This window comes from Streptomyces liangshanensis, from assembly GCF_011694815.1.
Lineage (GTDB): Bacteria > Actinomycetota > Actinomycetes > Streptomycetales > Streptomycetaceae > Streptomyces > Streptomyces liangshanensis.
Map to the genome: position 1 here is coordinate 826088 of NZ_CP050177.1, position 23713 is coordinate 849800.

General features: G+C 71.4%; 26 protein-coding genes and 1 tRNA gene. 10 read left to right on the plus strand and 17 right to left on the minus strand.

What is annotated here, in order from left to right:
- Positions 1-35 precede the first annotated feature (35 nt).
- Both HA039_RS03610 and HA039_RS03615 read right to left on the minus strand, forming a co-directional pair.
- Positions 36-983: a nucleoside hydrolase gene (locus tag HA039_RS03610; protein ID WP_208298533.1), complete on the minus strand. Its 948-nt coding sequence runs from the start codon at positions 981-983 to the stop codon at positions 36-38.
- A gap of 56 nt (positions 984-1039) precedes the next feature.
- On the minus strand, positions 1040-1612 hold the full coding sequence (locus tag HA039_RS03615; RefSeq protein WP_167023649.1) for an LOG family protein: 573 nt from the start codon (positions 1610-1612) through the stop codon (positions 1040-1042).
- A 191-nt stretch (positions 1613-1803) separates the two neighbouring features.
- On the opposite strand from HA039_RS03615, the gene HA039_RS03620 reads away from it, so the two are divergent.
- Both HA039_RS03620 and HA039_RS34480 read left to right on the plus strand, forming a co-directional pair.
- Positions 1804-2820 (plus strand): LacI family DNA-binding transcriptional regulator, encoded by a 1017-nt coding sequence (locus HA039_RS03620; protein WP_167023652.1) that lies wholly within the window; start codon positions 1804-1806, stop codon positions 2818-2820.
- Positions 2821-3464: 644 nt separating this feature from the next.
- Positions 3465-3635 carry a helix-turn-helix domain-containing protein gene (locus HA039_RS34480; protein ID WP_341830003.1) on the plus strand — a complete coding sequence of 57 codons (171 nt, stop codon included), beginning with the start codon at positions 3465-3467 and terminating at the stop codon, positions 3633-3635.
- Between the two features lie 34 nt (positions 3636-3669).
- Here HA039_RS34480 and HA039_RS03630 read toward each other — a convergent pair whose 3' ends face one another.
- A complete protein-coding gene (locus HA039_RS03630; protein ID WP_243869099.1) occupies positions 3670-4173 on the minus strand; it encodes a VOC family protein in 504 nt (167 codons plus the stop codon).
- Positions 4157-5182 (minus strand): LysR family transcriptional regulator, encoded by a 1026-nt coding sequence (locus tag HA039_RS03635; RefSeq protein WP_167023658.1) that lies wholly within the window; start codon positions 5180-5182, stop codon positions 4157-4159. The genes HA039_RS03630 and HA039_RS03635 overlap by 17 nt, the downstream gene beginning before the upstream one ends.
- A 199-nt stretch (positions 5183-5381) precedes the next feature.
- Between HA039_RS03635 and HA039_RS03640 the strand changes: the two genes are divergently transcribed.
- The 3 genes from HA039_RS03640 to HA039_RS03650 are packed head-to-tail and all read left to right on the plus strand — an operon-like array spanning position 5382 to position 6785.
- Positions 5382-6026 carry a M67 family metallopeptidase gene (locus HA039_RS03640; protein ID WP_167023661.1) on the plus strand — a complete coding sequence of 215 codons (645 nt, stop codon included), beginning with the start codon at positions 5382-5384 and terminating at the stop codon, positions 6024-6026.
- A complete protein-coding gene (locus HA039_RS03645) occupies positions 6019-6411 on the plus strand; it encodes an SgcJ/EcaC family oxidoreductase (RefSeq protein ID WP_167023664.1) in 393 nt (130 codons plus the stop codon). The genes HA039_RS03640 and HA039_RS03645 overlap by 8 nt, the downstream gene beginning before the upstream one ends.
- Entirely contained in the window at positions 6408-6785 is a 378-nt protein-coding gene (locus HA039_RS03650) for a VOC family protein (protein WP_167023667.1), read from the plus strand. The genes HA039_RS03645 and HA039_RS03650 overlap by 4 nt, the downstream gene beginning before the upstream one ends.
- Before the next feature lie 28 nt (positions 6786-6813).
- Here HA039_RS03650 and HA039_RS34565 read toward each other — a convergent pair whose 3' ends face one another.
- On the minus strand, positions 6814-6903 hold the full coding sequence (locus HA039_RS34565; RefSeq protein WP_425086308.1) for a LacI family DNA-binding transcriptional regulator: 90 nt from the start codon (positions 6901-6903) through the stop codon (positions 6814-6816).
- Positions 6904-7753: 850 nt separating this feature from the next.
- On the minus strand, positions 7754-8650 hold the full coding sequence (locus HA039_RS03660) for an AraC family transcriptional regulator (protein WP_167023670.1): 897 nt from the start codon (positions 8648-8650) through the stop codon (positions 7754-7756).
- A gap of 140 nt (positions 8651-8790) precedes the next feature.
- Here HA039_RS03660 and HA039_RS03665 point away from each other — a divergent pair, with 140 nt between their 5' ends.
- Positions 8791-9906, plus strand: a complete 1116-nt coding sequence (locus tag HA039_RS03665) for a serine hydrolase domain-containing protein (protein ID WP_167023673.1) — start codon at positions 8791-8793, stop codon at positions 9904-9906.
- Between the two features lie 78 nt (positions 9907-9984).
- Here the strand turns inward: HA039_RS03665 and HA039_RS03670 are convergent, their stop codons facing one another.
- Positions 9985-10149, minus strand: coding sequence for a hypothetical protein (locus HA039_RS03670; RefSeq protein ID WP_167023677.1), 165 nt, complete (start codon positions 10147-10149; stop codon positions 9985-9987).
- 468 nt (positions 10150-10617) lie between these two features.
- Between HA039_RS03670 and HA039_RS03675 the strand changes: the two genes are divergently transcribed.
- The gene (locus HA039_RS03675) at positions 10618-11556 is read left to right on the plus strand and encodes a CE1 family esterase (protein WP_167023680.1); all 939 of its coding nucleotides are present in this window, start codon (positions 10618-10620) and stop codon (positions 11554-11556) included.
- A gap of 151 nt (positions 11557-11707) precedes the next feature.
- On the opposite strand, the gene HA039_RS03680 is transcribed toward HA039_RS03675, so the two are convergent.
- The 3 genes from HA039_RS03680 to HA039_RS03690 form a co-directional block, all read right to left on the minus strand.
- Positions 11708-12229: a hypothetical protein gene (locus tag HA039_RS03680; protein ID WP_243869100.1), complete on the minus strand. Its 522-nt coding sequence runs from the start codon at positions 12227-12229 to the stop codon at positions 11708-11710.
- 129 nt (positions 12230-12358) lie between these two features.
- Entirely contained in the window at positions 12359-13435 is a 1077-nt protein-coding gene (locus HA039_RS03685; protein ID WP_243869101.1) for a class I SAM-dependent methyltransferase, read from the minus strand.
- A 207-nt stretch (positions 13436-13642) separates the two neighbouring features.
- Positions 13643-13719, minus strand: a tRNA-Pro gene (locus tag HA039_RS03690).
- Positions 13720-13825: 106 nt separating this feature from the next.
- Here HA039_RS03690 and HA039_RS03695 point away from each other — a divergent pair.
- The gene (locus tag HA039_RS03695) at positions 13826-14326 is read left to right on the plus strand and encodes a DUF309 domain-containing protein (RefSeq protein ID WP_167023683.1); all 501 of its coding nucleotides are present in this window, start codon (positions 13826-13828) and stop codon (positions 14324-14326) included.
- Between the two features lie 38 nt (positions 14327-14364).
- Here HA039_RS03695 and HA039_RS03700 read toward each other — a convergent pair whose 3' ends face one another.
- The 3 genes from HA039_RS03700 to HA039_RS03710 are packed head-to-tail and all read right to left on the minus strand — an operon-like array spanning position 14365 to position 17206.
- Complete coding sequence (locus HA039_RS03700) at positions 14365-14994, minus strand: LutC/YkgG family protein (RefSeq protein WP_167023686.1); 630 nt, start codon at positions 14992-14994, stop codon at positions 14365-14367.
- Positions 14991-16490: a LutB/LldF family L-lactate oxidation iron-sulfur protein gene (locus tag HA039_RS03705; protein ID WP_167023689.1), complete on the minus strand. Its 1500-nt coding sequence runs from the start codon at positions 16488-16490 to the stop codon at positions 14991-14993. The genes HA039_RS03700 and HA039_RS03705 overlap by 4 nt, the downstream gene beginning before the upstream one ends.
- The gene (locus HA039_RS03710) at positions 16487-17206 is read right to left on the minus strand and encodes a (Fe-S)-binding protein (protein WP_167023692.1); all 720 of its coding nucleotides are present in this window, start codon (positions 17204-17206) and stop codon (positions 16487-16489) included. The genes HA039_RS03705 and HA039_RS03710 overlap by 4 nt, the downstream gene beginning before the upstream one ends.
- Before the next feature lie 146 nt (positions 17207-17352).
- On the opposite strand from HA039_RS03710, the gene cobF reads away from it, so the two are divergent.
- Both cobF and HA039_RS03720 read left to right on the plus strand, forming a co-directional pair.
- Complete coding sequence (cobF, locus tag HA039_RS03715; protein ID WP_167023695.1) at positions 17353-18123, plus strand: precorrin-6A synthase (deacetylating); 771 nt, start codon at positions 17353-17355, stop codon at positions 18121-18123.
- Between the two features lie 553 nt (positions 18124-18676).
- Positions 18677-21079, plus strand: a complete 2403-nt coding sequence (locus HA039_RS03720) for a galactose-binding domain-containing protein (RefSeq protein WP_167036128.1) — start codon at positions 18677-18679, stop codon at positions 21077-21079.
- Positions 21080-21180: 101 nt separating this feature from the next.
- Here HA039_RS03720 and HA039_RS03725 read toward each other — a convergent pair whose 3' ends face one another.
- The 4 genes from HA039_RS03725 to HA039_RS03740 form a co-directional block, all read right to left on the minus strand.
- The gene (locus tag HA039_RS03725; RefSeq protein ID WP_167023698.1) at positions 21181-21645 is read right to left on the minus strand and encodes a hypothetical protein; all 465 of its coding nucleotides are present in this window, start codon (positions 21643-21645) and stop codon (positions 21181-21183) included.
- Between the two features lie 150 nt (positions 21646-21795).
- Positions 21796-22581, minus strand: a complete 786-nt coding sequence (locus HA039_RS03730; RefSeq protein WP_167023701.1) for a cupin domain-containing protein — start codon at positions 22579-22581, stop codon at positions 21796-21798.
- A gap of 104 nt (positions 22582-22685) precedes the next feature.
- The gene (locus HA039_RS03735; protein WP_167023704.1) at positions 22686-23141 is read right to left on the minus strand and encodes an ATP-binding protein; all 456 of its coding nucleotides are present in this window, start codon (positions 23139-23141) and stop codon (positions 22686-22688) included.
- A 124-nt stretch (positions 23142-23265) separates the two neighbouring features.
- Positions 23266-23610 carry an STAS domain-containing protein gene (locus tag HA039_RS03740; protein WP_167036131.1) on the minus strand — a complete coding sequence of 115 codons (345 nt, stop codon included), beginning with the start codon at positions 23608-23610 and terminating at the stop codon, positions 23266-23268.
- Between the last annotated feature and the right edge of the window lie 103 nt (positions 23611-23713).

Sequence of the window (23713 nt, forward strand, 5' to 3'; positions counted from 1 at the left end):
GCTCCACCGGGGCCGGGGCCGCACAGAACGCCGTCTCAGGCCGCCGTGAGCGGCGCGGTGGCCATGATGCGCTCGCGGATGACCGCCGCGGCGGCCGGGTCCGCCTCCACGACCACACCGACCTTCGGCACGCCGGGGTCGTCGACGGCGACCGTCCGCCCCCGGTCCTCCGCCTCCAGCAGAACGTCGAGCGCGGTCCCGCGCACCTGGGTGGTGGCGACCTCGCCGACGGCGATCGCGGCGGCGAGGGGATCGTGCAGGGGCGCGCGACGGCCGGATCCGATGCTCTCGTAGAAGCCGACGTAGTGGCGCAGCATCTGTCCCAGGGCCGCGTGCAGGGGCGGGCCCGCGTGGGTGAACAGGTCGGCGTCCGTGTCGTCGAAGTGGTGCCGCAGCGTGACGTCCAGGGGCACGAGCAGGGTACGGAACCCGGCGCGCAGCACGACGCGGGCCGCTTCCGGGTCGTTGGCGACGTTCGCCTCCGCGACGGGCGTGACGTTCCCGGGAACCCAGACCGCGCCCCCCATGACCGTGAGGTTCGCGACCAGGGCGGGCAGGTCCGGCTCGATCCGGAGCGCTTCGGCGATGTTGGTCAGCGGCGCCGTGGTCAGGACGTGCAGGGTGTGCGGGTGCTCGTGGGCGAGACGAACGAGCATCTCGGCCGCGGTCTCCGCGCCCGGGCGGTGGCCGGGGGGCAGGTCGACGCCGCCGACGCCGTTGTGGCCGTGCACGTGACGGGCGCCGCCGCCGAACGTACCGGCGATCGGGTCGTGCGCTCCCACGGCCACCGGCACGTCGGACCGGCCCGCCAGGCCGAGCAGGGCGGCGGTGTTCGCGGCGCCCTCCGCCGAGGTGACGTTGCCGAAGACCGTGCCTACGCCGGCGAGCTCGGCGGCGGGGGCGTTGAACAGGTAGGCGAGGGCGAGCGCGTCGTCGACCCCTGTGTCGCAGTCGAGATACAGCGGGATGGGGGCGGTGTTCATGCGTGTCCTCGGATCCTGGTGGAGATGACGGGCGGACGGGCGCGCGGCGCCGGTGGTCAGCCTCCGTGCGCGGGCCGCGGAGCCCTGCGCAGTCGCGCCTCCAGCTCGTCCAGCAGCGTGGGCAGGTCGGGTGCGACGGCGAGGTCGTCCAGGGTGGACGCGGGAAGGAATCCGGAGTCGGCGATGCCGCGCAGGGCGTCGACCAGCGGCGTCCAGAAGCCCCCGGCGTCGAGGAGGCCGACCGGCTTGGCGTGGAACCCCAACTGGCGCCAGGACCACACCTCGAAGATCTCCTCCAGCGTGCCGAGCCCGCCGGGCAGGGCGACGAACCCGTCGGCGAAGTCGGCCATCATCGCCTTGCGCTCGTGCATCGAGTCGCAGACGTGCAGCTCCGTCACTCCCTCGTGCGCCCACTCCCGCTCGACCATGCTGCGCGGGATGACCCCGATGACCTCGCCGCCCGCCTTCAGCGCGGCATCCGCCACGACGCCCATCAGCCCCCGGCGCCCGCCGCCGTAGACCACGCCGATCCCGCGCCGGGCCAGCTCCGTGCCCACGTGGGCGGCCACCGCCGCGTACGCCGGGTCCTTTCCGTCGGACGAGGCGAGGAAGACGGCGAGGCGGCGCATGAGGACCTCCGGCGAACACGGGCTGAGCGGCTGGGTAAGGGTCTTCCCCCACGTCGGCGGCACGGCGACGCCTCGGCGGCACGGCGACGCACGGCGCCGGCCCAGGGAACACAGGACACCTAACCCCATGCCCATGCGCCAGTCAAGCGCTTAACTGCGGCCGAAAGCATGCGTCCGCTACGATCCGCGGCATGCGAGGGCAGAGTGGCACGCGCCGGGTGACCGCCGCCGACGTGGCCAGGGCGGCGGGGGTCTCGGCGGCGACCGTGTCGCTCGTGGTCAACGGCAAGGACACCGGGCGGGTGCTTCCCGAGACCCGCCGGCGCGTGCTGGACTCCGCGCGGGAGCTGGGTTACGAGGTCGACCGGCGGGCCCGCAGTCTCGCGACGGGACGGTCCGGAATCGTCGGCTTCGTGTACAGCGGGCTGTTGAACCCCTTCTTCGCCGAAGTCCAGCTGGGACTGCTCGAACGGTTCGGTGAGCGGATCCAGATGCTGTCGGTCGGCACGGAGGTCGGCCACACCACGGCCCGCAGCAACATCTCGGCCATGTTCGCGTTCGGCGTCGACGGAGTGATCGTCGACCCCATCGCCCACGAGTCGCTGGGCGCCCGTCCCACCGGGCCGGTGGTGCTGCTCGACTCCCCCGGCGGCCCGGCGGACCGCGTCCGGGTGAGCTTCGACCTCCGTACCGGCGCGGAGGCCCTCGCCGACCACCTGCTGGGACTCGGGCACCGCAGCCTCGGCTACCTGGACAGCCCCTTCGGGACGGCGACCTACCAGCTACGGCGCCAGGCCCTGGAACAGCGCGTCCGCTCCGCGGGCGGCACCGTCTCCACGGCCACGTCACACCTCACCGTGGAAGCGGTCCGGGAGCGCACGCTACGACAATGGCCTTCCTGGCACGCGCAGGGTGTGACCGCGATCGTCTGCGCCAGCGACGTGATGGCCTACGGGGCCCTGGAGGCGCTGCGCACCCTCCAGGTCCCGGTCCCCGAGGGGGTCTCGCTCGCGTCCTTCGACGACCTCCCGACCTCGCACCTGCTCGCCCCGTCGCTGACCTGCGTACGCCTGCCCGCCCTCGACCTCGGCCGCCACGCCGCCACGGCCTTCCTGGACCTCCTCGCCGGCGACACGACGCCACACGAGATCGTCCTGCCGACCGAACTGATCGTGCGAGAGTCCACCGGCCGACCCCTGACGTCGTGAGCGGCCCGACCTCGCGGCCCGGGGCCTCAGGAGCCTCCGTCGGTGGACCCGGCGAACTCCGGATGCCGGCTGGCCCACGGTCTCGCGGAGGTGGAGGAAGGCGAGGCCTCTGGGCGCCGGACAAACGCCGGGGCCCGCCAGACGAGGTCGCCGTCGACCGACCCGAGCAAGACTGCGGCCGCGCGACGTTCGCCCGCAGCTCTCGGCCTCGGGGCGCGGCCCGTACCAGAGGGACTCGCCGCCCACGGTCCTCGGGCCCTCCCGGAGCTTCTGGACGACATCGGCGCCCCGTTCGGTAATCTCCCCGGCCGCCGAGTGGGTTCCCACCAACTGATAGGGATCGATCTCACAGGCTCGGAGCGCCTCGGGAGTTCAACTTCGCAGGCCGTCGGCTCCTGAGCCGGTGGCGAGGGCCAACGCACGAAATGCCTCGACGGGGCGGACGCGTTCCTCACTCCCTACGAGGACCTCGCCACCCGCCGTACCCACAGCTCCACCCTGGCCCGGCTGGGTCTCGCCCGCGGACGGCTCACCGCCGCCCACCTGCCACTGCCCTACGACCGGGCCCGGGTCAACTTCGCCTACGGCCAGACCCTGCGGCGCGCCGGCAAACGCCGCGAGGCCGAAGCGGTCAGGAAGAGGCCGTGGCCCAGCTCGTCGCCGCCGGGGCGACCAACCAGCAGACCGCCCTCGACCTGTTCATCTCCGTGAAGACCGTCCAGTACCACTTGACGCACATCTACGCGAAGCTCGGCATCCGCTCCCGCAGCGAACTGGCCGCCCGCTTCCGGGAGGCGCCCCGCGTCGAGGACTGACCGAAACGACCTCCGAGGGGGGGGTGGCCCTCCCTCAGACCCCGCCGTGGCGGGTACGAGGGGCCGTACGGGCGCAGGCGCCTTGCGTGGTGGCGCCGTAGCGGGCGATCTCGGCGTCGATGTCGAGTTCGCCGTGCCGGGCGCGGGCCTCGTCGTCGACCAGGTCGGGGGGTACCAGCCAGCAGACCTCGAATTCCAAGCCGTCCGGGTCCTTGGCGTAGACGCCCTTGGTGGTGCCGTGGTCAGTCGCGCCGACCAGAGCCCCGTGCGCGGACAGCCGCTCGACGACGGTGCGCAGATCGCTCAGTGTCGGGACCTCCCAGGCGAGGTGGTAAAGCCCGGTCCCTCCCCGCCCGGCCGTTGTCTCCCCCGCCTGTGCCCCGATGCCGAACAGGCCGAGATCGTGGTCATTGTCGGATTCCGGCGCCCGGAGGAAAACCGCCTTCCGCGGCGCCTCACCGGATTCGGCGACCACCCGGAATCCGAGGGTTTCCGTGTAGAAACGGGTGCTGGTGTCCGCGTCACGAACCCACAGCACCGCGTGATTGATTCCTCGGACCGGCACGGAATTCCTCCGAAATACTCTGGGGCACAGCTAATTCGGCTCCGCCTCGCTGCCACCATTGTGCGTACACGTCGTCGGCCTCAACAAGGGTGAGGTATCCCTCAGCCATGTGCGCGCACAGCGCGTCCACCGCGGGAGCGACCGGCGAGTCGGTGCGCCAGGCCAGGACGAGGTCGCGGACGAGCGGGTCGCCGGCCAGGGTGAGGGTGGCCAGTGACTCGCGCGCCTTGCCCAACGGGTAGAGCACGCAGACCGCGTCACCGGCCGCGGTCAGCTCGAACGCGACGTGCGCCTCGTCGGTGACGTGCGCGATGCGCTGCTCGAACCCCGCACGCCGGCAGGCGTCGGCCACGTGGTCGTTCATGCCGCTGTCGTCCGGGTGCGGCATGACCCAGACGTCGTCGGCCAGGTCGTTCAGGGCGATCCGCCCCGCGCCGGACAGATGATGGTCCAGGGACACGCCGACGAAGATCGGTTCGGTGAGCAGGACCCGGTGCGCGACTCCGGGCGGCAAGGTCACCGGTGTGCCGGGGAACCGGCGCAGCACCGCCACGTCGAGTTCGCCGGAGGCGAGCAGTGCGGTGACGGTGTCGGTGCGCCGTACCGTACGGCTGGTCGTGGCTCGTTCGGGCAGCAGGACACCGAGTGCTCTGATCAGCAGGTTGAAGTGCTGCGCGGGCACCCCGCCGACGCGCACCGGCGTCGCCGCGTCGGCGTGGAGGGCGCGGCGGGCGACGTGGGGCAACTCCTCCAGGTCCGTGCGGATGCGAGTGGCCTCGCGGACGAAGACGGTGCCCGCGAGGGTGAGCACCACGCCGTCCCGGAGGCGGACGAAGAGTTCGCCGCCCACGTGCTTTTCTATCCTTTTGAGTTGCGCGGTGACCGCGGGTTGGGTGAGGTGCAGACGGGCGGCGGCGCGCCGCACGCTGCCCGCCTCGGCGATGGCGAGAACCACATCCAAATGCCGTATGTCCAGGCGCATGGCTGGATCGTACAGCGGGTGCGGGTTACGGGACAGAACTGTTATCGCCGAATGCGATACGGCCCCGAAACGGGACAGCGGTCGATAATCACGGCTCTTCGGGCGTCCTCCGGCGGAGCTGTCGGTTGCCGCCCCCGACGCCCGGTGGCAGGGTCGCAGGCCAGCCTCCGGAGAGCCGGTTTCCAGCTAGGTGGGTTACGTGCTGACGCATATCAGGACCGCCAGTGACCAAATGGCGCGCTTCGCGGAGAGTTCCTCCGTACTGTTCTCCGAGTCCGCCCTGGACCGGTTTCTCGCGGCGGCCTTTCGCGAATACGCGCACATCACCGAGAACGACCCGGTGCCGTGTTTCGCGGTGTTGTTGGGAACAGCGGCGGACGGTGACTGGCTGGTGCACGACGTGGCGTTCGGGCGCAACGTCCGCACTACCGACCCGAGCGCGCGCCAGGAGTTCACCTCGATGATCGTGCCGCGCTTCGGAGCGGCCTACGAGAACCCGGTCCGCGCGTGGTGGCTGGACCCGGCGGACCTGCTGCGCATCACGCGCGACGCCGACCGCCGGGGACTGGATGTCCTGGGTTCGGTCCACATGCACCCCGACTGGCACCGGCTCGGCCCCTCGCAGGCCCGTGCTCGTCCGCTGGACGAGTGCCCCACCGATATGGACCGTTACGTGTTCCGCAGCAGCGGCTGGCCGGTCAACGTCGTCTGTTACGTGGAGCGTCGACACGGCGCGCACGGCTACGCCCTTTCGGCATGGGACGCGGAGTGCCGGCAACTTGCCCTGCGCGTGCACCGGCTGACGGAAGGTTCCCTACCCGAAGGCGGAGGCGGCAATGACTGACGACGACGCGGACGCCGTACGGGCTCTGTGGCGGTTGATGGCCGACGGGTGGCGGCACGGTGACGCCGAGGCGTTCGGCTCGGTCTTCACCGAGGATGTGGCCTTCGTGTCCGTGCGCGGCGAGGAATTGCGCGGGCGCGCCGCGGTGGTGGCCAGGCACGCCTGGCTCTTCGCCGGCGCCTTCCGGAGCACCCGGCTGATCCCCGACATCCGGCTGGTCCGTCCGGTCGGCGGCGGACTGACGCTGGTCCACGTGGTGACGGCGATCGAGCCGGACGGGCCCTCCACGCACGCGCAGGCACTGGTGGCCGCCGAGGAGTCCGGCCACCGGATCGCCGCCTTCCACAACATGACCGTCACCGCACCTCAGGGAGAGCAGACATGAGCCGGCCCCGCCTCAGGCATGTGGCCCTGGTCGTCCAGGACGCCGCTGCCGCCGCCGCCTTCTATCGCGAGACACTCCAGATGGAGGAGTTCCACCAGGACCCGGACGGCAGTCGGTTCATGACCGACGGCTACATCAACCTGGCGCTCATCCAGCACCGCCTCGACGGCGATGTGCCGACCGGGTTCAACCACTTCGGGTTCGAGGTGCCGGACGTCGACTCGGTCGCGGACCGGATGACGCAACGCGGCGTCGCCCGGCCCGTGTTGCGCGGCGGCGACCGTCCCTTTGCCGAGTATCGGGCGATCGACCCGGAAGGAAACTGGTTCGACCTGTCCTCACACGGGTTCCTGCCCCCGGGCACGGCCCCGTGACACCACCCGGATTACTTGACAGACCCAATCATTGAGGATTACCTCCAAGCGGATCGTCCTGGAGCGCCCGGGAGACAGTCATCGGTGCCACCCCGGCGTGCCTGGCCACGTCGGCCATCGTCGGCGCCGGCTCCGCCCCCGATCCGGAGCTTGCGCCGGAGAAGGATTCTTCTGGCTCGCCATGGCCGACCGGCCATCGTTTCGCCGACCGCACCAGGGCCCGGCACGCCGACGTCCACGCGCTGCCGGAAGCCGGGCACAGCCGCCGCTCGGTCCAGCGGCAGCTCGGCGTGACCCGGCGGACCGTCAAGCAGTTCGCCGAGGCCAAGGCTCCGGAGGAGTCGACCGGTGGAACGAGGGCCGCACCAACGCCTGGAAGCTGTGGGAAGAGATCCTGCCGCTCGGCTACAGGGGCAGCTACCAGCGCGTCCGCGCCTACCTGCACAAGAAGCGGACTTCCCCACGACCGGTAGTCGCCCGGCCGGATCGACGCGCTCACCCGACACGTCCGCGCTTTCGCCGTCACGCTGACTGCCCTGGAGCTCGGGCGCGGTTGAAGGCCATGTCAACCGCATCAAAATGATCAAGCGGCAGATGTATGCAACCGATCTGAACTCGCCGAGCTGTGGGCCGAAGCCGCGAACCGGTCGAAGTGGCGCCAGGACATCACCCGCCTCCGCGACGTCCTCGACCCTCCGATCCCGCCACAAGAGGAAGCCCTGTTCGAGATCCGAACGCTTCCTGGCCTTCATCGCCGTCCCACCAGCCTCATCCACTACCGCAGACTCACCAACTGAAACGACGTCTTAGTGGTCGAGCGAGGTGATGCCCACGGAACCTCTGGTGATGGGCACAGAGGGCGCATGAGAATACGTCACCACCCGGGCCGTCCCCACCAGCCCGGAGCCGGTACGGACCACGCCGGTCGACGTGCGCCACGTGGCCGGTGGGGAGGGGCACACCGGGCGTCACGCCTTGGCGTTGCGACCGTTCCGCTCGACCGGGATCCACAGCTGGGAACCGGTCGCGGTGCCGGTCTCCACCGGCCGCGTCCGCAGGAGTTCGGGACCTTGCCGGCTCATGTACGGGTTCGAGGGGAACCACTGCGTGAACACGTCCCGCCACAGCTCCTGGAGAGCGTTCGGGTAGGGCCCGTGGTTGTCGAACACCGCCCAGGCGCCGGCCGGTACGTCGAGCACATCGAGCTCCTCGGCGACCGTCCCGGGGGCGGTCACCACTCCGATCCAGTGGTCCGCCCCGGCACCCTCCTCCCGGCTGTCGGTCAGGTACACGGCCGCCGACAGGATCCCCGCCGGCTCCTGGCCGGCCGCCTGCCGGTCGGCCAGCTCCTTCATGCGTGTGACCGCCCGCTCGTCCAGACTCTCCACGTGCGCCGCGGCGACCGCGTTGACCCCGTCGTGCACGAGAGGGACCCGGGCCTTGCTGCCGACGACCCGGAACGGGTCCTTCTCCACGATCCGGTACCGCATGGCCGTAGCGCCTTCCACGACGACGCGGAAGGACATGCGCGGCTGAGCGGTGAGCACCGCACCGGTGCGTCGGGCCTCGCCCGGCCCGACGCCGTGCACCGACCGGAACGCCCGGGCGAACGCCTCGCCCGAGCCGTACCCGTACCGGACCGCGATGTCGAGCAGGGTCGGTTCACCGGCCAGGACCTCGGCCCCGGCGAGCGTCATCCGCCGGCGGCGCACGTAGACCGGGACCGGCATTCCGGCGAGCGCCGAGAACAGCCGGCGGAAGTGGTACTCCGACACCGCGGCGACGCGGGCCACCTCGGCGATGTCGACCTCCCGGCCGAGGCAGGCCTCCAGGTGGTCCAGCGCCTGATTCAGCCGCTCCAGCACGCGCATCATCCTCCGTGGTCGTGGGCGCCGCGGTCGCGGAGCCTTCGTGCAGCAAAGGGGATTCCTCCCGCGCCGGCCCGACAGAACCGGCGCGGGAACGGCCGGGTGGGAAGCCGCGGCGTCACGTGAGGCTTGCGGCCATGACTGATGTTAAAGGGCTGTGCCGGCCGCGGTTCTCCGCGGTCCGCGAGGCGTTCGGAGCGTTGCTCGCCAAGGACGACGTGGGCGCCTCGGTCGCTGTCCACCTCGGCGGCGAGCCGGTGGTGGACCTCTGGGGCGGGTACGCCGACGCGGACCGTTCCGTCCCCTGGGACCGCGACACCCTCACCGCCGTGAACTCGACGACCAAGAACATGACCGCCCTCTGCGCGCTGATCCTTGCCGACCGGGGCCGCCTCGACCTGTCCGCGCCGATCGCCGCGTACTGGCCCGAGTTCGCCGCCGCCGGCAAGGAGAACGTACTGGTACGGCACGCGCTGTCGCACACCGCGGGACTGCCGGACCTGGCCGGGCCGATCGCGGTGGAGGAGCTCTACGACTGGGAGGGCGTGACGGCGGGGCTGGCCGCGCAGGCCACCGAATGGGAGCCGGGGACCGCCGCCGGCTACCACGCGCTCACCTTCGGGTTCCTGGTCGGTGAGATCGTCCGCCGCGTCACCGGCCGTGGCATCGGCGAGTTCTTCGCCGAGGAAGTGGCCCAACCGCTGCGGGCGGACTTCCACTTCGGGCTCTCCGAGGAGCACGACCACCGCGTCGCACCGCTCATCCCGCCGCCGTCGCTGACCGACGCGTACGCCTCCAGCGCACCGCCGGCAGCGGACGGCACCCGCCGCGAGTCGACGAGTCCCGCGGTGCGGGTCAGGGACGCCAACTCCCTGGCGTGGCGCCGTGCGCGGCTTCCCGCGGTGAACGGCTTCGGCAACGCCAGGTCCGTCGCCCTCGTCCACTCGGTCCTGGCGAACCACGGGTCGGCCGGCGGAGTACGACTGCTGTCCCCCCGGGGCTGTGAGCCCGCGTGGCAGGAGGAGTTCCGCGGTAACGACCGCGTACTACGGACGCCGATGGCCTGGACCGCGGGCTTCGGCAAGTTCGGCAACAGCTTCGGCTGGGGCGGCTGGGGCGGCTCGCTGGTCGTGAGCGACCCCGACTCGCACCTGACGGTGGCGTACGTCATGAACCAGATGGTGGACCGCGGCCGGGAGGAGGACAACCGGGGCATGGAAATCCTCCTGGCCGCGTACGACGGACTGCGGTGACCACCAGGCGGGGGGGGCACGTCCCCACTGCGCAGAGAGCGTGGTGGCGCCCCGCTACCTCGGCCCGCATTGTCTGCTTCACGACGTAGCGATGTCGAGCTCGGCAACGATCCGAGGTAGTACGGCGCTGGCAACCTGTTCCTTCGCGAGGTTCTCCGTAACGGCCGCCAGCTTCTGCTTCACTGCGCTGTACTTGTCCGCCAGCTCTTGCATGGCAGCCGGCGTGGTGTTCTGCGCCTTCACGCGGGCTTGGAACTCATCGACGAGGGCGGGGAGCGGACGTGTCGGGCCTGACCAACCATCAGGCCCCACTCCCGGGACCCCGGCGCCCTCATGCCCTCGCCCTCAGGGCTGCCCCCTCACCGGATTGCGTTCATAGAGTTCGCGGACTCGACGCGACGTGCGCCACGACGCCTCTCCGCTTCCCTGCCCCCGGCTTGACCTGCCCTTTTGCGCCGTCATGGATGGCCAGGACAGTGCCGGCCGCAACCGATGGGCGACATGTAACGACGGCAAGTGGGCGGAAAAGTGTGACCGGGCCGTGTCGCGCGGCCGCGAAGTGGCGCTACGGTCCCGGCCGACGGTCCTCGTGAGAGCCGCCGTCACCATGGCCGGCACCGCGCACCGTGCCCCATGCGCCTCGTACCCCCACGTCCATCGCGCCGACGGGCCCCACCCGGCCCGGCGCTTCCGATCCTGATCGGAGAGCACATGTCCCGCTGTGCCCGGCTGCTCATGAACACCGCAGCCGTCGTCCTCCTGAGTGTGGCCGCCCTCTCCCCCACCTCCTCGGCCAACGCGGCCGCTTCGGCGGCCGGTTGCGCCGGCCCCAACTCCCAGATACCGCCTGGGAAGACCACCAGCCGGACCCTCACCGTCGGAGGCATCCAGCGGACCTACCGGGTCCACGTTCCCGCGACGTACACCGGGATCAATCCCCGTTCGCTCGTCCTCTCCTTCCACGGTCACGGTCGCACCGCCGCCTTCCAGGAGAGCCTGACGCAGCTGTCCGCGGTCAACGCCCTCGTCGTCTATCCGCAGGGTGTCACCGGCACCGACGGCGAGAGCGCCTGGCAGGGCGCTCCCTACTCCGCCCCGGGTGTGGACGACATCGCGTTCACCAAGGCGCTGATCACGCGGTTGCAGAGCGACCTGTGCGTCGACCCCCGCAAGGTCTTCGCCTCGGGGAAGTCCAACGGCGGGGGGTTCGCGGCCCTCGTCGGCTGCCGTCTCGCCGACCGGGTGGCCGCGGTGGCCACGGTCGCGGCCGCCTTCTATCCGCAGGGCGGCACGTGCAAGCCGCAGCGCCCCGTCGCGGTGCTGTCCTTCCACGGACAGGCCGACGACACCATCCCGTACAACGGGGACACCTCGAAGGGCCTGCCCTCCCTCCCCTCGTGGCTGGCGGCCTGGGCGCAACGCGACAGCTGTGCGGCGACTCCGCGGACTTCCCGGATCAAGCCGAACGTCGTCCACCAGGTGTGGTCGTCGTGCGCCGGCGGCAGCACGGTGGAGCACTACCGCATCGAGGACGGCGGACACGTGTGGCCGGCGACAACTCCGAACGGCGACACGGCCACCCCGACCACCATCGACGCGACGCCTCTCGTCTGGGACTTCTTCCTCGCCCATCCGATGCCGGCCACGTAGGCGCCTGACGAGCGGCCGTCACCGACGTTCCCTACGCCGGGGACGGCCGCGCGTGCCCGCGGGACGAGTCCCGCCGTTGTCGAACACGGCGGGATGCCTGCCGCGCGGCTTCCGTCTGCGTATCGTCGGGGCAACCGGAACGGCCGGGCCCTCAATGTCCCAGGGCCGCCTTCGCCGCCACCAGGACCAGCCCCAGAATCAGATTGCCCATGCCCTCGATGCCCGCCTGAGTGCGCGACGCCCCGGCATGCAGTGCCCCGACGAAGGCCCAGGCAACCAACTGCGCGATGGCCACGGCCAGTCCGAGCCATCCCGCCCCGTCCACCCCCAGCCCCAGGAGGGGACTCACCACCACGGCCACCGCGGGCAGCACGGCCGCCTCGACGATGGGCCACTCGTGCCGTCCGACCGCCCGGACGTCGGACCACCCGATGCGCCGGCCGACCACGCGTTCACCGGCCAGCTGCGCGTACACATGGGCGGCCCAGAAGACCACTCCGGTCACCAGGAGCAGCGCCATCACCTGGAGCCGCGGGAAGTCGCCGACCGTACTGGCCGTGGCGACCACGGAGGCGGCGAGGAGCGAGCCGTAGAGGGCGCCCGCGAAGTCCGTGCGTACCGCCGGCTCACCCTCCGGGCCGGACCTCCGCCGACGGGGAAGAAGGCTGTTCACCAGCCCAACCTACAGACCCGGCGCGCCCCGGCCACTCCTCCGGCAAGTGTGTCCTCTTCCGACCTGCCGGGCGCTACCGCTGAACCGTGTCGGGCACCGATTCCGCCCCCACCCCGTCAGGGACCCCCGTCAGGGGCGGATCTCGTACACGCGGTTTGTCATCGACTCCGTGGCGAGCCGCCAGGAGCGCAGACCCGCCTCCGCCGCGATCTCCCGCAGCGCCGCCTCTCCGGGGTGGTTGCCGAGGGCCTGCGGGCCGTGCTGGGCAACCGCGCCCGGGAGGCAGAGCGTCGCGGACGTGGCCGCGAAGGCGCGGCCGATCGGGCCGACCAACTCGGACGGCTCGGCGGAGGCGTTGGGTTCGACCGCGAGTACGGTGCCGTCCTCGGCCAGGGTTTCACGGGAGCGGCGGAACGCGGCCCCGGGATCCCCGAGGTCGTGGAGGCAGTCGAAGAACGCGACGAGGTCGTACCCGGAGCCGGGGAACTCGGCGGCCGGAGCGACGTCGAACATGACCCGGTCACGCAGCCCTTGCTTCTCGGCCTCGCGCCGGGCGGCTCCGATCGAGTGTGCGTGGTAGTCGAACCCGTGGAACCGGCTGTTCGGGAAGGCCTGGGCCATGAGCAGGGTCGAGACGCCGAATCCGCAGCCGACGTCCGCGACCCGTGCGCCCCGCTCCAGCTTGGCCACAACACCGTCCAGGGCCGGAAGCCACTCCTGGGTCAGCATGCCCACGTAGCCGGGGCGGAAGAAGTCCGCCGTGCCCTCGTACAGTTCGGGACCGTGTTCGTCCCAGCCCACGCCCTCGCCGGTACGGTAAGCCCGCATCAAGTCGTCCTCGACCGCGTACAGGGGCTTGAGCATCCTGAACGCGCCGACGAAGTAGGTCGGCGCCGACGGATCGGCCAGCACCGCCGCATGCTCGTCCGGCAGGACGTAGGTGTCGGCGGCGGGGTCGCGTCGCACGTACTCGCCGGCCACCTGGACGGCCAGCCACTCCCTCACGTAACGCTCGGCGAGCCCGGTCCGTTCGGCCAACTGCCCCGAGGTGAGAGCCCCAGCGCCGGCCATGGCCTCGTACAGGCCGAGCCGCGCCCCGATCGACGTGGCCAACGCCGCGAACGCGGCCGCACCGTCCCCCGCCACCCGCTCCAGGAACTCCCTCACCTGGTCCTGATCCAGCTCACCCGTGGGAGTCGCCATCATCCCCGCCACCCTTCCTGCGGTCCGTCGCGTGTTTCCGCGCGGGGAAAGTCCTCACACTCGCATCACCACTAATCGTACAAAAGTACGCAGTACTTGTATGGTACATATACGTACGTACGGGCCCCGCGCCGGCACGACCTCCGCCCCAGGAACGACGGAAAGGCGGTACCGGATTGCTCCGATACCGCCTACGACCCGCGTAAACGCTGGTCGGGACGACAGGATTTGAACCTGCGACCCCTTGACCCCCAGTCAAGTGCGCTACCAAGCTGCGCCACGTCCCGATGGATCCCGGGTCACCGGGGCGAACCCCGCGTGACCACGTAGGAGAACATTACCGCACTTCGTGGGGCGTCGGGACGTAGGTGGTCCGGGGCGGACAATGGGGGAATGACGGAGAACCCGCGGGACCGCGACGGCGAGGGGCGGGCGCGCAACGCGCGGCCGCGCGACGGGTTGGGGCGGCCGCTGCCCTACGGGGCGACGGGGGTGGAGCGGCAGCCGGAAGGCGTGGTGCGTACGCCCGCGGAGACCGTACGGGAAGCGCAGGCGCTGCTCGACGCGGGGAAGCCGTTCCACGCGCACGAGGTGTTCGAGGACGCGTGGAAGTCCGGTCCCGAGGAGGAGCGGGCGCTGTGGCGGGGCATGGCGCAGCTGGCGGTGGGGCTGACCCACGCCGCCCGCGGCAACACGGCCGGCGGGGCGCGCCTCCTGCTGCGCGGGGCCGGCGGCATCGCGCCGTACCGCGACCCGCACGGCCTCGACATCGGCGGACTGGTCGCGTGGGCGCGGGAGTTGGCGGCGCGGGTCGACGCTTCGGAGGATACGGCGGACGGGGGTACGACGGTCCGGGGTGTCGACGCCGCTCGTGAGGCTCCTCGGCTGAGCTGAGCTGACCTGAGCTGATCCGCACCCGCCGCCCCGCGCGATCAGCCCTCCACCAGGACCACTTCCAGCGTGCGCGGCCCGTGCACGCCCTCCACGCGGTCCAGTTCGATGTCGCTCGTGGCCGACGGGCCCGAGATCCACGTCAGGGGGCGGGTCGGGTCGAGCCGCGGCATCGCCTGCGGTACGGATCCCACCACCTGGTCGGCGACCCGCACGACGCAGATGTGGTGATCGGGTACGAGGGTGACACGCCGGCGCCCCTGGTCGGGTGAGCCGTCGAGGACGAGCGTGCCGGTCTCCGCGACGGCGAGCGCGCACCCCGTGACCACGCTGTCCACGAGGTCCAGCTCCCGGGCGGTGGAGTCCGGGTTGTCCTCGATCCGGGTGATGCCGGGGCCCAGCGCGGCCAGCCACGCGGGCGGCACGCCCGGCGGCGCGAGGACGGTGGCCGAGCCGCGGTCGGCCAGCAGGGACGCGATCAGGCCGGGGAGTCCCTTCTCGTCGGTACGGTGGACCAGCGCGCGGTAGTCGGCGAGGTTCTCCGCCAGCAGCTCCACGATCCGCTCCGGCGCGGTGTGCGTGGTGCGGTAGTCCCGGGTGGCCGGGGGCGCGTCGGGGGCGTCCGCCACCGCGGCGCGTACCCGCGCGAGGATCTCTTCCCTGGCGCTCATGTGGCAGTTCCTTCCCCGCGGTTGTTCTTCCCGCCCTGGTCGTTCTTCTCGCCGCGGTTCTCCTCGCCGCGATTCTTCTCGCCACGATTCTTCTTCCACCAGTCGCGGAAGGGGGCGGCCGGCAGTTCCGGCAGGTCGCGGCTGTCCGTCCAGGCGGCCCCGCCCGGCACGCGCGACGGGTGCAGCTTGCGGGTCAGGGACGCCGCCCGCTCCCCCGCCGCCAGCACCTTGGGGTGGTCGAAGACCCACCCGGACGCCTTGATCGCGGCCTTCTCCAGCCGGTGCCCCTTCCCACCCCGGTCGGCGATCCGCTCCCGCAGGTGGACGAGCACCTCGGGGATGTCGATGGCGACCGGGCAGACCTCGTAGCACGCGCCGCACAGCGACGAGGCGTACGGCAGGGAGGCGTCGACCTCGCTGCCGATGCCGCGCAGCTGCGGGCTGAGGATCGCGCCGATCGGCCCGGGGTAGACCGAGCCGTACGCGTGGCCGCCCGCCCGCTCGTACACCGGGCACACGTTGAGGCAGGCGGAGCAGCGGATGCACCGCAGCGCCTGCCGCCCCACCTCGTCGGCGAGCGTGTCCGTGCGGCCGTTGTCGACCAGGACGAGGTGGAAGGCGCTCGGGCCGTCGCCGTCCGTGGTGCCCGTCCACATGCTCGTGTACGGGTTCATCCGCTCCGCGGTCGAGGAGCGCGGCAGGGTCTGGAGGAACACCTCCAGGTCCTGCCAGCTCGGCACGATCTTCTCGATGCCGACGACGGAGATGAGCGTCTCGGGGAGGGTGAGGCACATCCTGCCGTTGCCCTCGGACTCGACGACGACGAGCGTGCCGGTCTCGGCGACCATGAAGTTCGCGCCCGAGATACCGACCTTGGCGCGCAGGAACTTCTCCCGCAGGTGCAGCCGCGCGGCCTCCGCCAGGTCCGCGGGGACGTCGGAGAGGTCCTCGGGGGCGGCCCGGCCCCAGGCGCCCATCCGGTCGCGGAAGATGTCGCGGATCTCGCCGCGGTTGCGGTGGATGGCGGGGACGAGGATGTGCGAGGGCAGGTCGTCGCCGAGCTGCACGATGAGTTCGGCGAGGTCCGTCTCATACGCGCTGATGCCCTCCGCCTCCAGGGCCTCGTTGAGGCCGATCTCCTGCGTGGCCATCGACTTGACCTTCACGACCTCGGTCTCGCCGGTCGCCTTGACCAGTTCGGCCACGATCCGGTTGGCCTCGGCCGCGTCCCCGGCCCAGTGCACCACGCCGCCGGCGGCCGTCACCGACTCCTCCAACTGGACGAGGTAGCGGTCCAGATGGCGCAGCGTGTGGTCCTTGATCTGCTTGCCGGCCTCCCGCAGCAGGGCCCAGTCGTCCAGCTCGGCGACCGCTTTCGCCCGCTTGTCGCGGATGGTGTGCGTGGCGTGCCGCAGGTTCCCGCGCAGGGTCTCGTTGCCGAGCGCGGCCTTCGCCGCGACCGGGAAGGCCGGCATCCCCAGATACGTACCGCTCATGACCAGGGCTCCTCTTCGGTGGACGCAAGGATCTCCGCCAGGTGCAGGGCCCGCATCGGGGCGTCCTCGCGGCTCAGGATGCCGCCGATGTGCATCAGGCAGGAGTTGTCGGCCCCGCAGAGCACGTCGGCTCCGGTGGAGACGGCGCTGCGGACCTTGTCCTGGCCCATCGCGGCGGAAACATCGGAGTTCTTGACGGCGAAGGTGCCGCCGAAGCCGCAGCACTCCTCGGCGCCGGGCAGCTCGCGCAGCTCCAGGCCCCTGACCGCCTCCAGCAGCTTGCGCGGCCGCTCGCCGAGGCCGAGCATCCGCAGGCCGTGGCAGGAGGGGTGGTAGGTGACGACGTGCGGGAAGTACGCCCCGACGTCCGTCACGCCCACCACGTCGACCAGGAACTCGGTCAGTTCGTAGGTGCGGGAGGCGAGGGCCGCGGCGTCGGCGCCGCCGATCTCGGGGTAGTGCCGGCGCACCATCGCGGCGCAGGAACCGGAGGGCGTCACGACGTACTCGTACCCCTCGAAGGCCTGGGTCGTCCGGCGGACGAGCGGTTCGGTCTCGCGGCGGTAGCCGGTGTTGAACTGGGGTTGTCCGCAGCAGCTCTGCGCCTCGGGAAAGTCGACTTCCACACCCAGGCGTTCGAGGAGCCGTACGGTCGCGATCCCGGTGGACGGGTATACGGCGTCATTGACGCAGGTCACGAAGAGGGCGGCACGCATGGGCGGAGCATATGCCGCGCACGGGAGCATATGAAAGACCTTCCGGCGACTGATGGTCCGTCAGACATCCGAGGGGTGATCGGGCGGGTCCCGTGACGTCCGCACCCCGGTCGGGCGGCGGCGCGGCATGGGGCAGACTCGGTGCGGTGAGAAAGATCTATGTCATCGGCATCGGGGCGGGCGACCCGGACCATCTGACGCTTCAGGCGGTCAAAGCGCTCAACGAGGTCGACGTCTTCTTCCTGCTCGACAAGGGTACGGAGAAGTCGGACCTGATCGACCTCCGGCACGAGATCCTGGAGCGGCACGCGACCGGCGCGTACCGGCTGGTCGAGGCCCGGGACCCGGACAGGGACCGGGACCGCGCGGCCGACGGCGCCGCGTACGCGGGGGCTGTCGACGACTGGCGGAGCAGGCGGGCCGACCTTTACGCCCGCATGATCTCCGACGAGCTGGACGAGGGCACCGGGAGTGTGGGGGCCTTCCTGGTCTGGGGCGACCCCTCCCTCTACGACTCCACGCTCGCCATCCTGGAGGAGATCCTGGAGCGGGGCACGGTCGGGTTCACGTACGAGGTGATCCCCGGCATCAGCAGTGTCTCCGCGCTGGCCGCGAAGCACCGCATCGGGCTGAACCGGGTCGCCAGGCCGGTCCAGATCACCACGGGCCGGCGGCTGGCCGAGGGGTGGCCGCAGGACGCGGACGACGTCGTGGTGATGCTGGACGCGCACCAGTCGTTCCGCCACCATCTGGCGGACGATCCGGTCATCTACTGGGGCGCCTATGTGGGGACCGAGGACGAGATCCTGGTCTCGGGGCGGCTCTCGGAGGTCGCCGGGCGGATCGAGGAGCTGCGGGCCGAGGCGCGGGCGCGCAAGGGCTGGATCATGGACACGTACCTGCTGCGCCGGGACTGACCCCGCCCCGGTACGGCCCGGGGTCACCGGCCGCTGTCACCGGGGGGCGTCCGCCGCAACCCGGAGAACGCCTTCCGGCGCCCTCCGGGCCTGGTCCACGACGTACGACCCGGTGACAGCGGCCGGCGGTTCCCCCGTGGCCCGTTCCCCCGCCGGGTCCCCGCTCCCGCACCCGCTGGCGCGGACGGTGCGGCGACCATAACCACCGCGCGCCGCCGTCCGACAGCCTTTGCGCGCAGACGCAAAGGCCGCTCGCCGACGCCGTCGGCATGATCACGTCCACTTGCCGCCTTCGGCCTGCTTTTTGCACCGGCCGCCGAGCCGGTCGCCTCCCGGGATTCCCCGCCATTCCCTGCCCTCCCCCGCCTCAAGCCCGAGCGCCCGTGGGGAAGTTGGGCACCTAAGACCGGTATGCCCTCTTCCGCATGCTCGTTCGGGTCGATGATTTTTACGTCAGGCTTCATTTCTTGCGCAGATTCATAGACTTCCTGCGGTCCCACTCCTAGCCTTTTCGCGTCCGCAGAGTCCCCACGAGCCGCAAGGACGTATGTCTGTGACACTCCCCCCGAGACGCCGTCTGCTTCGGCGCGGCATATCCGCATCGGTCTCGCTGGCCCTGGCCGTGGCCGGGACGGCCACGGCCGTGGTGCTGTCGACCGCCCCCGCCGCGCAAGCCGCGGCGGTCCCCGCCCCCTCCCCCCTCGACGTCCCCGGCCGCGGCGCGAGCGTGCCGTTCAAGGAGCAGGAGGCCGAGTACGCCGCCACCAACGGGACCCTGATCGGCCCCAACCGCCTCTACGGCTCGCTGCCTTCGGAGGCGTCGGGCCGTCAGGCCGTGACGCTGGACGCGGTCGGTGAGTACGTCGAGTTCACCCTCACCGCCCCGGCGAACGCGATGACGTTCCGCTACTCGCTGCCGGACAACTCCGCGGGCACCGGCCGGGACGCCGCTGTCGACCTGCGGGTCAACGGCAACACGCTCAAGAGCGTGCCCGTGACGTCCAAGTACGGCTGGTACTACGGCGGTTACCCCTTCAACAACAACCCCGGCGACACCAACCCGCACCACTTCTACGACGAGACCCGCACGATGTTCGGGTCGACCCTGCCCACCGGCACGAAGATCAGGCTCCAGGTCTCCTCCACGGCCGCCTCGCCGACCTTCACCATCGACCTCGCCGACTTCGAGCAGGTCGCGGCCCCGATCGGCAAGCCGGCCGGCGCGCTGGACGTGGTGACCGACTTCGGCGCCGACCCGACCGGGGCCACCGACTCCACGGCCAAGATCCAGGCCGCGGTCGACGCGGGCCGTACCCAGGGCAAGCAGGTCTACCTGCCCGAGGGCACGTTCCAGGTCCGCGACCACATCGTCGTGGACCAGGTGACCCTCGCGGGCGCGGGCCCCTGGTACAGCGTGCTGACCGGACGGGACCCGTCGAACCGGGCCAAGGCCGTCGGTGTGTACGGCAAGTACGCCAACCAGGGCGGCAGCAGGAACGTCACCCTGAAGAACTTCGCCATCATCGGGGACATCCGCGAGCGCGAGGACAACGACCAGGTCAACGCCATCGGCGGGGCCATGTCCGACTCCACCGTCGACAACGTCTGGATGCAGCACACCAAGTGCGGCGCCTGGATGGACGGCCCGATGAACAACTTCACCATCAAGAACAGCCGCATCCTCGACCAGACCGCGGACGGCGTCAACTTCCACATGGGCGTCACCAACTCCACCGTCACCAACACCTTCGTACGCAACTCCGGTGACGACGGCCTGGCCATGTGGGCCGAGAACGTGCCCAACGTGAACAACAAGTTCACGTTCAACACGGTGATCCTGCCGATCCTGGCGAACAACATCGTCACGTACGGCGGCAAGGACATCACCATCTCCGACAACGTCATGTCGGACACCATCACCAACGGCGGCGGGCTGCACGTCGCCAACCGCTACCCCGGGGTCAACTCCGGTCAGGGCACGGCCGTCTCGGGCACCACGACCGCCGCGCGCAACACCCTGATCAGGACCGGGAACAACGACTACAACTGGCAGTTCGGGGTCGGCGCCGTCTGGTTCAGCGGTCTCAACGAACCGGTCAACGGCACCATCAACGTCACCGACAGCGAGATCCTGGACAGTTCGTACGCCGCGATCCACCTGATCGAGGGCTCGACGAACGCGCTGAACTTCAACAACATCCGGATCGACGGCGCGGGAACGTACGCGCTCCAGATCCAGTCGCCGGGCAAGGCCACGTTCACCAACGTCAAGGCCACGCACATCGCCCAGCCGAACCCCATCCACAACTGCGTCGGCAGCGGCTTCCAGATCACCCAGGGCACGGGCAACTCCGGCTGGTACGCCAACCCGCCGGCCTGCACCGGCCAGTGGCCGGCCCCGGTGTGGACCAACGGCGGTGTCCCGCAGGGCGGTACCAACCCGCCCACCGACCCGCCCACCACACCCCCGACCACACCGCCCACGACCCCGCCCACCACACCGCCGACCACACCCCCGACCACACCGCCGGACACGGGCAACCAGGCCCAGGGCCGCCCGATCGCCGAGTCCGGTCACGCCGACGTGTACGGCGCGGGCAACGCGGTGGACGGCAACGCCAACACGTACTGGGAGAGCACCAACAACGCCTTCCCCCAGTCCGTCACCGTCGACCTCGGAGCGGCGAAGGCGATCAAGCGTGTCGTCCTCAAGCTGCCCCCCGCGACGGCGTGGGCGACGCGCACCCAGACCCTGAGCGTGCTGGGGAGCACCAACAACTCCTCGTTCAGCACCCTCAAGGCCTCGGCGGGCTACACCTTCAACCCGTCGGCGAACGGCAACTCCGTGACGATCACCCTGGACGGCACGTCCACCCGCTACCTGCGGGTGAACATCACCGGTAACACCGGTTGGCCGGCCGGGCAGCTCTCCGAGCTGGAGGCCTACACCAGCTGACGCTGGTACGTCTCCGCCCGGAACACGCGTGCGGGCCCGTCCGAGGAGGTCGGGCCCGCACTGCCGTACCGTCACCTGATCACCGGTCAGGTCGGATCAGGTCAGGCGTCGGGCTCGCAGTCCACGTCGAGCAACTGGATCGTGCGCGTGGCGTCGAGGTCCACGTACGCCTTGAAGGAGCTGGTGTTCTCGCCGCTCCCGCCCCAGTGCGTGGTCACCGTGGCCCAGCCGCGCCCGAGGGACTGCGCGGTCGTGGCGGGGCCGATGTCGATGGACCGCGGGGTGTTCTGCGCGCAGAGCAGCAGGTCGTACCCGTCGGTGTCCTTGACGCGCTGGGCGAGGTACGGGGAGATGCCGTACGTGCGGGCGAAGTGACCGGGACCCTGCTCGCCGTAGAAGTCCTGGAGGAAGGTGCGGATCTCGGCGGCCGTGTAGCGGTTGTTGGGGTCGGTGGCCGGCGCGGCGGAGGCCGGGAGGGTCGCGGAGAGGACGAGTCCGACGGCGGCGGCGACGCCTGCGGCGGCCGCGGCGGAACGCCTGGCGGAACGTGCGGTGATGCGGAACATGTGGGTACCCCGTGTTCTGTGCTGCGCCCGTGGTCGCGGGCCGGTCACCGGATCAGACAGGGCCCCGGGGGTACGGGTTGTGCTCCGCCACGCGCTGTTGCCGTTCCGGGACGTTCGGCGCCGTTCCCGTACGTCCGGACGGCGTACCGCTCATACGTCGCCGGCCCGGTCACCGGCGGCGGCTCCGAGGTCGTAGGTGTCCAGCCGCCCGCACATGCCGAAGCGCCCCCGCGCGTCCGGTGTCCGGGACCGCAGCCGCGCCCCCGCCAGGTGCGAGGAGTCCCCCGCCGCCAGCCGGTCGAGCTGGTCCCCGGTGGCCCGCGCCGCCTCGGCCGCCCCCGCCTCCCAGCGGGCCCGCCAGTCCGCCAGCCGGGGCCGGACCAGCGCGGCGGCGGCGCGGTGGAACGCCCGCAGCGGCTCCGGGTCGCCGCGCCCGGCCGCCGTACGCAGCGCCCCGTAGCCCTCGACGGCCAGGTCGCGCCGCCGGCGGGCGGCGGCCGCCTGCTCGGCCTCGGTGCCGTCGGGTATGCGGACGGCTCGCGCGTACGTCCCCGGGTCGGTGAGGTACGGCGGCGGCAGCGTCAGCACCGCGTCCCCGGCCTCCGGCAGTCCGTTGTTCTGCATCAGCACGACCAGGCGCAGACCGTCCTCGTTGACGAGGCGGTGGACGGTCCCCGGGGTGAACCACACCAGGGCTCCCGGCTCCAGCGGCGTGGTGGCGAGGCCGCCGGTGCCGGTCAGGGTCTGGACGGCCCCGCGGCCCGCCGTCACGACGTACCCCTCCGAGCAGGTCAGGTGGATGTGCGGGGTGCCTCCCCGGAGGCCGTCGGCGGCCTCCCAGTCGTACACGGTCAGGTGCGAGACCGCGACCGCCCCCGGCAGCCCGGCGAATCCGGCCGCCGCCTCGCGCGTGCTGTGCTCTCCCCGCTCTCCCATGGGGCTCCTTCCGTCTCACCGGAAGGATGCGCGCCCGGGAGGCGGGGAAAACGCGGGGCGCGGGTCCTTGGCGTGGATCCGCCGCCGGAGGCCGGGAGGCGCGGTCAGCGGGCGAGCACGGCCCGGATGGTCTTCCCGCCGTCCGCGCGGGGCAGGACGGTGACCTTCTGCGCCAGGCGCTGGATCATCGGCCAGCCGAACCCGCCCGTCCGGCCGGTGAGGTCCGGCGTACGGTCCTGCGGCTGCGCGGGGCTGGGGTCGTCCACGGCGACCTGGAGGCTGCGGCAGTCCGCGCGCAGCCGCAGGGAGGTGACGTCGCCCGCGTGCCGCAGCGCGTTGGCCACCAGCTCGGACACGACCAGGATGACGTCCTGGGTCCTGCGGGGCGAGGGCGCCGGGCTGAGGCCCGCCAGGAAGCCGTACGCGGCGTCACGGGCGTCGGCCGCCAGCTGTGGCCGGGAATCGCACTCCGCGGGCGGGGGGAAGGGGCTGTCGCGCGGCTGTGGGCGCGGCGCGTGGTTCGAGTGGTTCGTGTGCGAGGGATGGTGCGGGTGGTACATGTGGCTCACCCCGAAGATCGGTCACGTCTTGCGGCGTCGGTCGTTCCGACGTCTACCCCCGCAACCGCGAGCCAAGGCCCTCAGGCGAGGTGAGCGGCCCGGCGGCCCGGTTTCCTCCCCGGCGTCACCGGGCCTCCCGCTCGCCGGCGTCCGCGCCGAGAGCGGCCTCGACCGTCTCGTACAGGGGCAGCGCGGTCTCCAGGCCGATCACGGCGAACAGGCGCCGCACGAAGGCGGAGGGCCGGGCGAGGCGCAGCCGGGGGCCGAGGGCGGCGCGGGCCTGGAGGAGCACGTTCACCGTCGTGGAGTCGGCGAAGCCGACAGCGGAGAGATCCACCACGACCGCGCCCGTGACGGACCCGCCCGACTCGGCGAGCGCCGTGGTGAGGGACCCGACACTGTCGAGGTCCAGTTCGCCGGAAACAGTGAGAACGGCCGATCCGCCCTCCTGTCGCACCGTCACTCCCACGGTCCGGCCTGCGTTGTGAGGAGGTAGCACGGTAGTTCCTTCGGGGCGGCGGAAGGGGCGTTCACAACACGGTGGCACCCACGATAGAAGTGATAGTTGCCAT

Bases quoted from the DNA above. Each gene is read 5' to 3' on its own strand.
- HA039_RS03695 (WP_167023683.1), top strand. From the start codon at position 13,826: ATGACGGAGAACCCGCGGGACCGCGACGGCGAGGGGCGGGCGCGCAAC.
- HA039_RS03620 (WP_167023652.1), top strand. From the start codon at position 1,804: ATGCGAGGGCAGAGTGGCACGCGCCGGGTGACCGCCGCCGACGTGGCC.
- HA039_RS03645 (WP_167023664.1), top strand. From the start codon at position 6,019: ATGACTGACGACGACGCGGACGCCGTACGGGCTCTGTGGCGGTTGATG.
- HA039_RS03675 (WP_167023680.1), top strand. From the start codon at position 10,618: ATGTCCCGCTGTGCCCGGCTGCTCATGAACACCGCAGCCGTCGTCCTC.
- HA039_RS03735 (WP_167023704.1), bottom strand. From the start codon at position 23,141: ATGTACCACCCGCACCATCCCTCGCACACGAACCACTCGAACCACGCG.
- HA039_RS03730 (WP_167023701.1), bottom strand. From the start codon at position 22,581: ATGGGAGAGCGGGGAGAGCACAGCACGCGCGAGGCGGCGGCCGGATTC.
- HA039_RS03665 (WP_167023673.1), top strand. From the start codon at position 8,791: ATGACTGATGTTAAAGGGCTGTGCCGGCCGCGGTTCTCCGCGGTCCGC.
- HA039_RS03685 (WP_243869101.1), bottom strand. From the start codon at position 13,435: ATGATGGCGACTCCCACGGGTGAGCTGGATCAGGACCAGGTGAGGGAG.
- HA039_RS03700 (WP_167023686.1), bottom strand. From the start codon at position 14,994: ATGAGCGCCAGGGAAGAGATCCTCGCGCGGGTACGCGCCGCGGTGGCG.
- HA039_RS03615 (WP_167023649.1), bottom strand. From the start codon at position 1,612: ATGCGCCGCCTCGCCGTCTTCCTCGCCTCGTCCGACGGAAAGGACCCG.
- HA039_RS03650 (WP_167023667.1), top strand. From the start codon at position 6,408: ATGAGCCGGCCCCGCCTCAGGCATGTGGCCCTGGTCGTCCAGGACGCC.
- HA039_RS03725 (WP_167023698.1), bottom strand. From the start codon at position 21,645: ATGTTCCGCATCACCGCACGTTCCGCCAGGCGTTCCGCCGCGGCCGCC.
- HA039_RS03635 (WP_167023658.1), bottom strand. From the start codon at position 5,182: ATGCGCCTGGACATACGGCATTTGGATGTGGTTCTCGCCATCGCCGAG.
- HA039_RS03705 (WP_167023689.1), bottom strand. From the start codon at position 16,490: ATGAGCGGTACGTATCTGGGGATGCCGGCCTTCCCGGTCGCGGCGAAG.
- HA039_RS03610 (WP_208298533.1), bottom strand. From the start codon at position 983: ATGAACACCGCCCCCATCCCGCTGTATCTCGACTGCGACACAGGGGTC.
- HA039_RS34565 (WP_425086308.1), bottom strand. From the start codon at position 6,903: ATGGCCGACGTGGCCAGGCACGCCGGGGTGGCACCGATGACTGTCTCC.
- HA039_RS03710 (WP_167023692.1), bottom strand. From the start codon at position 17,206: ATGCGTGCCGCCCTCTTCGTGACCTGCGTCAATGACGCCGTATACCCG.